Source organism: Rhodopila globiformis (assembly GCF_002937115.1).
Lineage (GTDB): Bacteria > Pseudomonadota > Alphaproteobacteria > Acetobacterales > Acetobacteraceae > Rhodopila > Rhodopila globiformis.
Window position 1 is genome coordinate 93,770 of sequence record NZ_NHRY01000245.1, and the last position, 7,105, is coordinate 100,874.

The 7,105-nt window shown below is 68.3% G+C and carries 6 protein-coding genes; 4 read left to right on the plus strand and 2 right to left on the minus strand.

From position 1 onward, the window contains the following. Positions 1 to 82: 82 nt before the first annotated feature. Positions 83 to 1,240, minus strand: a complete 1,158-nt coding sequence (locus CCS01_RS25130; protein WP_158258588.1) for a lactonase family protein — start codon at positions 1,238 to 1,240, stop codon at positions 83 to 85. A 141-nt stretch (positions 1,241 to 1,381) separates the two neighbouring features. On the opposite strand from CCS01_RS25130, the gene CCS01_RS25135 reads away from it, so the two are divergent. The 3 genes from CCS01_RS25135 to CCS01_RS25145 all read left to right on the plus strand — a co-directional run bounded on the left by CCS01_RS25135 (position 1,382) and on the right by CCS01_RS25145 (position 4,180). After that, a complete protein-coding gene (locus tag CCS01_RS25135) occupies positions 1,382 to 1,591 on the plus strand; it encodes a hypothetical protein (RefSeq protein ID WP_104521507.1) in 210 nt (69 codons plus the stop codon). A 762-nt stretch (positions 1,592 to 2,353) separates the two neighbouring features. After that, the gene (locus CCS01_RS25140; protein ID WP_104521508.1) at positions 2,354 to 3,391 is read left to right on the plus strand and encodes an LLM class F420-dependent oxidoreductase; all 1,038 of its coding nucleotides are present in this window, start codon (positions 2,354 to 2,356) and stop codon (positions 3,389 to 3,391) included. Between the two features lie 27 nt (positions 3,392 to 3,418). Next, the gene (locus CCS01_RS25145; RefSeq protein ID WP_104521509.1) at positions 3,419 to 4,180 is read left to right on the plus strand and encodes an SDR family NAD(P)-dependent oxidoreductase; all 762 of its coding nucleotides are present in this window, start codon (positions 3,419 to 3,421) and stop codon (positions 4,178 to 4,180) included. A 159-nt stretch (positions 4,181 to 4,339) separates the two neighbouring features. Here the strand turns inward: CCS01_RS25145 and CCS01_RS25150 are convergent, their stop codons facing one another. Then, positions 4,340 to 5,092, minus strand: coding sequence for a class I SAM-dependent methyltransferase (locus CCS01_RS25150; protein WP_146101952.1), 753 nt, complete (start codon positions 5,090 to 5,092; stop codon positions 4,340 to 4,342). 852 nt (positions 5,093 to 5,944) lie between these two features. On the opposite strand from CCS01_RS25150, the gene CCS01_RS25155 reads away from it, so the two are divergent. After that, positions 5,945 to 7,105: beta strand repeat-containing protein (locus tag CCS01_RS25155; protein WP_158258589.1), on the plus strand; the 1,161-nt coding region annotated here is incomplete at its 3' end.

The window sequence follows — 7,105 nt, forward strand, 5'->3', positions numbered from 1 at the left end:
CGGAAGACTGGGTGCCGGTTGCAACGCCCTGCCGGTGCGCTGCCGGTGGGGGCCTGCCTGGTTCCGCGCCTCCTGGCCGGCCTCAATGGGCCGGGCCGCGCATCGAGGCGGGCGAACCAGGCAGCGTGATGGCTCCGCCGACGGGCTGCGGCTTGCCGTCGGCGATGCGGAACACCTGCAGGGTCCTGTCGCGGTCGTTGCCGACGTAGACGTAGGCGCTGTCCGGGCTAAAGGCGATGCCCTCGGGAATTGCCCCAAGCTTCGCCCGGCCGGTTACCGCCAGCCGGCCGTCGGGGCCGATGGCCATCACCGCCAGTTCGCCGTCGCGCGTCCTGAACCAGTCGCTGTCCTTGGCGACGGTGCCCAGCAGCAGCGGCGTCGCCGCCCACTTGCCGTCCGGCGCGACGGCAAATCCCTCGGGGCCGCTGCCGGGCGTCATGATGTCGACCACGTGCGGATGCGGGCCGGTGGCCTCGATCGTCACGATGGCGTCGGCATTGTTCTTCATCGCCCCGGTATTCGCCACGAACACGTGTTTGCCGTCCGGCGTGACGTCGATGTTGTAGGGATTGAACGCCGAGGGGATGTCCAGCGCCTTGTCGTAGCTGACCTTGTCGCCGTCGATGTCCAGCACGGCGACGGCGTTGGCCTTGTTGAGGCAGACGAAGGCGCGCTTGCCGTCCGGGGTGATGGCCACCGCCGCGGCCTGGTGCCCCAGCGGCACCTCGCCCAGGGATTTCACCGCGCCGTCGTGGATCGACAACACGGACACGCTCTTGCCCGCGCGGTTGGCGACCAGCGCGAGGGCGCCGTTGCGGGCGATCGCCAGGCCCGAGGGCTGCGATCCGACCGTCACGGTGTCCGCCAGCTTCGGCGGGTCGGCCGTCAGGTCGATGACGAACAGGCGGTTGTCCGGCACGGGCTTCCAGGCGCCGCCGTCCTGCTTCATCACGACGGAATTCGCCACCAGCCCGAGCCGCCCGTCCGGCGTGATCTGCAGGTTCACCGGCGGCCCGAGCAGCGAGTTCATCAGCGGCAGCGAGGCGCGGATGCGCGGCTTCGCGGGATCGGTGACGTCCATGACCAGCACGGCGTCCTTGCCCGGCGGGCCGTTGACCTGGCCGTTGGGGCCGAAGCTGATCTTCTCGTCCAGGCCAATCAGGATGTCATGGGTGCCGGCACGGACCGGCATCGCCGCCAGCAGCCCGCAAGCGGTCATCAGCGCGAAGCGCAGCGTCATGGTCATCTTCCCCCCAGGCTTGGCATCTCAGGCTTATCGTTACGGGCAGGCTATGCCATCGGCCGGAGGGCCGCAACCGGGCGCCGCTCGGCTTGACACCTTCCGGGGGCACTGCAAGCGTGGCCGGCAGGAGGAGCGTCGATGAAATTCGGTGTGTTCCACGAACGCCCGTTGCCGCGCCCCTGGTCGGCCGGCAGCGAGTACGCGCATGTCGGCCAGATGATCCCGCTGAACCAGACCGGCAAGATCCCGCACCAGGACATCGTGCGGCTGACGCCGGAGCAGCCGCAGCAGCGCATGGCGGAAGCGGGGCGCCAGGCGGCGGAGCGCTGTCATGGGCATCGAGCGTAACAGGGAACGTTTCTTCCATGTCACGGCCGTGGTTGCCGCTGCAACCGTCCGGGCAACCGGCGATTTGAAGACGATCGGGCGATCCGGGCATTTCGTTTCCGGTGATGGCGCCGCGGGTGCGGCGGGCGTGCGCAGGAACGCGGCTGGCAGTGGCGGCTACCGGTCCACGATCGTGCCGTCGCACCAGCCGATTTTCAACACGGAGAAGACGGCGATTCCACGAAGGGCCACGAAGGAAGGGACTGTTGCGCTTCGCGCGAAGCGCCTGATGCCGCCGAAAGGGGCCAGTCGCCCGACCGGGTCGCCGCCCCCGGACACCTTCGTGGCCCTTCGTGGAATCTCCGTCTTCTACCATGAAAATACGCTTCGGGACGCTTGTTCGCGAGCGTCATGGCCCGGCTTGTCCGGGCCACCTATTCAAGCACTTATGCCGCGACGGGTGGCCCGGACAAGCCGGGCCATGACGGGGTGGCACCGATCTCGCCCATTTTCGGCCATTGCGGTGCCGGCGCGCCGGCTGGCTAACTCCGTGTCGAAAATGCGGAGCCGGGCGCGCCCCGGCCCCATCCCGGGACGCACTGGATCACCCGCCCGACCACCACGACAAAGCGCAACGCCAGGCCCGTTCACGCACGCAACGGCTCCGCTCCCCGGCGCCCACGCCGTGCCGGGACTGCAACGGCGCGATCCGCCTCACATGGACCATGCCGGCACGATCCAGCCGGAACAACATCCCCACCCGGTTCCGCACAGGAGCGCACCATGAAACTCGGACTGTCGATCGGATACTCCAAGGCGCGGATGGACCTGCCCGTCGCCCTGGTGCAGCGCGCCGAACAGCTTGGCTACGATTCCGTCTGGTCGGCCGAGGCGTACGGCTCCGACGCGGTCACGCCGCTTGCGTTCCTGGCGGCGGTGACGAAACGAATCCGTCTCGGCACCGGAATCATGCAGCTGGCCGCCCGCACCCCGGCCAACGCGGCGATGTGCGCCGGCACCGTCGATGCGCTGGCCGGCGGCGGACGCTTCATCGCCGGGCTGGGCGTGTCCGGCCCGCAGATCGTCGAGGGTTGGTACGGCCAGCCCTGGGGCCGCCCGTACTACCGGCTGAAGGACACCGTCGCCATCATGCGCAAGATCTTCCGCCGCGAGGAACCGGTGACGCACGACGGCAAGGAAATCAGCCTGCCGTATCATGGCGAGGGCGCCGCCGGCGTCGGCAAGCCGCTGAAGTCCATCCTGCACATGAACCCCGCCATCCCCATCTTCCTCGCCACCGGCAACGAATCGACCGTCAAGCTGACGGCGGAGATCGCCGACGGCTGGCTGCCGATGGGCTTCGTCCCCGGCTGCATGGACGAATACCGCCCCTGGCTGGAGGAAGGCTTCCGCCGCGCCGGCACCGGCAAGAGCCTCGAAAACTTCGAGATCCAGGCAACGGCGCACGTCGAGGTCGCCGGCGACGTGAAGGCCGCGCTCGCCCGGCTGAAGCCCGAGGTCGCGCTGTACGTCGGCGGCATGGGCCACAAGGACAAGAACTTCCACAAGGACCAGATGATCCGCCGCGGCTTCGGCGACGCGGCGGACCGCATCCAGGAACTCTACCTCGCGCACCGCAAGGAGGAAGCCACCGCCGCGGTGCCGGACGAGTGGGTGGACATGAAATCCCTCGTCGGCCCCCCCGCGCGCATCCGCCAGCGCTTCCGCGCCTGGGCCGACTCCGGCGCCACCGGCCTGACCGTGCGCTCGGCCCAGCCCGAGGCGATCGAGATCATGGCCGAGGCCGCCCGCCACGCCTGACCGCCGTCATCGAAGGGAGGAACGACAATGCGCTTCACTGGCAGGATCGCGCTGATCACCGCCGCCGCCAACGGCATCGGCCGCGCCACCGCCGAGATCATGGCGCGGGAGGGCGCCACCGTGGTCTGCGTGGACAACCATCCGGACCGCCTGCCCGCCGCGGTGCAGGCGCTGGGCCCACAGGCGCACGGGCGGCTGTGCGACGCGCTGGACCAGGCGCAGGTCGACGCCACCGTCGACGGCGTGGTGAAGCAGTTCGGCCGCATCGACATCCTGGTCAACGCCGTCGGCGGCAGCACGATCATTGCGAAGCCCTCGGCGACGGTGGAGGAGCACTCGCTGGACGACTGGCACCGAGTGATCGCCTTCAACCTGGACGGCACGTTCCTGTTTACTCATGCCGTGGTGCCGGTGATGAAGCGCCAGCAGGCGGGCAAGATCGTCAACCTCGCCTCGATCGCAGGCCGCGGCACCAGCGCGGCCAGCGGCGCCGCCTATGCCGCGGCGAAGGGCGGCATCATCGCCTTCACCCGTAAGCTGTCGTTCGAGCTGGGCCCGTTCGGGATCAATATCAACGCCATTGCCCCCAGCCTGACGCTGACGGAACGGATTCGCCCGCACTGGAACCAGCGCTCGCCCGAGGCGCAGGCGGCGCAGATCGAATCCACGCCGCTGCGGCGCGTGGCGGAGGCAGCGGACCAGGCCAGGGTGATCTGCTTCCTGGCCTCATCGGACGCGGATTTCGTCACCGGCCTGACGATCGACGTCACCGGCGGCCTGTCCGGCTAGAGCAATATCGGCCTGACTGGAAATCGCGGAGCGATTTCAGGCCGATGAAATTGCTCGTGAAATTATGAGCTGGAGCGTTTCCAGTCAGGCTGAAAACGCTCCAGCGCCCTGCCGCGCCCGCCATCGGCCCGGCGGACGGCCGGCGCGCCGCGGTCGTCCCTACATCCAGACGTAGCGCGCCAATTGCACTGGGTCGAACAGGCTGCGGGCGTCGCGCATGGCCAGCTCGTCGATGTAGCGGTGCAGGCCGTAGTCCTGCAGGCTGAGTTCGGCGAACGACTCCACCGCCTCGACATACCGCTCGGTCAGGACCTGCGACTCCGGATCGAGATTGGTGACCAGTACCACGCCGGTGTAAGCCGAATCGAAAGTTTCGATCCGCAGGTCGGGCCGGTAGGCGCGCAGGATCAGCACGGTCTTCCAGACGTCGCCGCACCAGCCGCCGGGAATTCGGGTCTGCGCCCGCAGCGACTCGTCCTGACGATCCCGCCGCGCCAGGTAGAGGTCGGTCGGGACGCAGTCATGCAGCACGATCACCGAGTTCCGGCGGCAGCACGCCTCCACGTTGATGAAATCGCGCAGCAGGAATTCGTACAGATGCAGCCCGTCGAGGAACGCCAGGTCGAGCTGCTCGCCCAGCAGCGTCACCGGATCATGCTTGTCGAAGAACCGGTCGCTGGGCATCCGGTACAGCAGGCACTCGGGCTTCTCGCCGATGATGCTCTGGTCGATGCTGAAGACGGGATCGATGGCGATGCTCGGGCACCGCGCCGCGCGCAGCGTCTGGCCCTGTTCGATCCCGATCTCCAGGTAGGTGCGCGGCGTCAGAAGCTGATGCAGCGCCGCCAGGACTTCCTCGTGCCGCGGGCCGGTCAGCATGGGAACGGGCGCGGTGTCGGCAGTGATGGACATGCGGGGACCCTCCATGATGGCACGGTCATGGCAGGAGCGGACGCGCGCGTCCACAGGAAACCGCCGCCCCCCGGTCAGGCGCCGCGCGCCAACCGGCCGGCGGACTGCCCGCCGGTGTGCGGCTTGCGCCGCCACCTGGCGATCCACCAGGGCCGCGGCCCGGATCGGCGAACGCGGCCGGCTCCGGCCGAGCCATGCCGGTTGCATATACTGACATATTATATAGGTATGGATGTGTTTGGCGGTGACGGATGTGCCGATCGCGGCAGCCGGCGGGCCAATCCGGTGCATGGGCCGACGGGGGCGGGACGCTTGCCTGCACGGCGCCGGGCGGCCTCGCGGCCGCGGCGTGCGGTGTCAATCTGCCGTCATGCCGCCGCCGGCCGCTTCACCATGCCGCACATCCGGACCATGCCGCACATCCGGCGCGCCTGAAGATCGGCCCGGCCGAATCCGGCCGGGTACAGTATCGGCAAGTATATGGCCCGGTCAGGTCTTGCGACAGCCTGGAGCGCGCCGGTGCATCATGGCGCCGAAGCCTGGATGCCGGGGGCCGCGCCACGCTGCCTCGGGTCCGTCTGCGGTCCGCACAGGACGGAGGGCGCAAAGGCCGGCTTCCTGACTCCGGATAGGCTGTGGATAACTTTTCGGAACAAACATGAAGTCGTAATTTTCATACTTGTGTGATAATGTGTCTCCGCTATACTGTCAGCGATCGGTTCAGTTCCGCAGCCATTGGCGGCCCTCCGGCCGCGCCAGAAGGCTGTGTGACCAAGTGATCGCGGGTCGGCCAACGTGTCATGGCGGCTGGCCAACCTACGGCTCGCAGCCGAGACACAAACGGAGAGGACGATGGCGACAGCAGGGGTAACGGTTCCTGGTCCGAACGGTGTTGTCACCGTCAGCCACGGTTCAGGCGATGTCATGGGTCTGGCCCAGCAAATCAGCGCCATGCTGGGGGCAGCCTGGAATGCTACGCCGAAAACACTTGATATCGTAACCGTCAACGGGTCAGCGCCGGCGACAACCCCGGTCACGGAACTGCTGCTGACAGGCGACGTCACCAGCGCCAACGTTCCGGCGTCCTCCCCGTCATGGACCGCCGTGGTTGCCGCTGATACCCTTGGCTCCGCATCGACGGTGGTCGCCAGCAACACCGCCCTTCTCGTCAACGACTACGGCGGCGAGTTCATCGTCTCCGGCAACAGCACCGTGGCGGGGACGAACGGGAACCTCCTCGTCGGAGCGACGGGCAACTATATGATTTCCAGCGCCTTCGGGTTCAACACGATCTTTGCGGCTGGCGCGGGCACCGTCGGGCTCGGCGGCGGCCTCAATATCATCGACGTCACGGGCACCGGCGATCTTGTGGTGTCGCAGGGCGACCAGGACCGGATCATCGCCGCAGGCGACCTGGCCACGATCAACGCGAGCGGCACCGGCGACACGATCGTCGCCGCGCACGGGTCCACCACCGTCAACACGAGCGGCGACAGTGTTGCCATCTTCGGCGGCGCGACCGCTGGTGCGACGTTGGTCGCCTCGGTCACCGGCGCTTACGCCACGGTGTCGGCAGGCGCCGACAATCAGACCGTGACCCTCGGCGGCGCCGACGCACTCGATTTCGCCGGCTCCGGCACAAACGACCTAGTGGTCACCGGCGCCAGCGCCACGTTGGCCGGCAGCACGGGGGACGCGAACGTGACCCTCGGCGGCGCCAACCCGACCGATGGCGCCAACGCCCTCTATTTCGTTGGCTCCGGCACCAGCAATATCTCCGTCGCCGGCAGCGCCGCCACCCTGGCCGGCGGCACGGGAACGGTGAACGCGACGCTCGGCGGCTCGAATGGCCTCGATCTGGCCGGCTCCGGCACCAACAACCTGATGGTCACCGGCGACAGCGTCGCCGTCCTCGGCGACACGACAACTGGTTCGGTGCTGGATGCCTCGGTCACCGGCGCTTACGCCACGATATCGGCGAGCGCCGCCAACCAGACCGTGACTCTCGGTGGC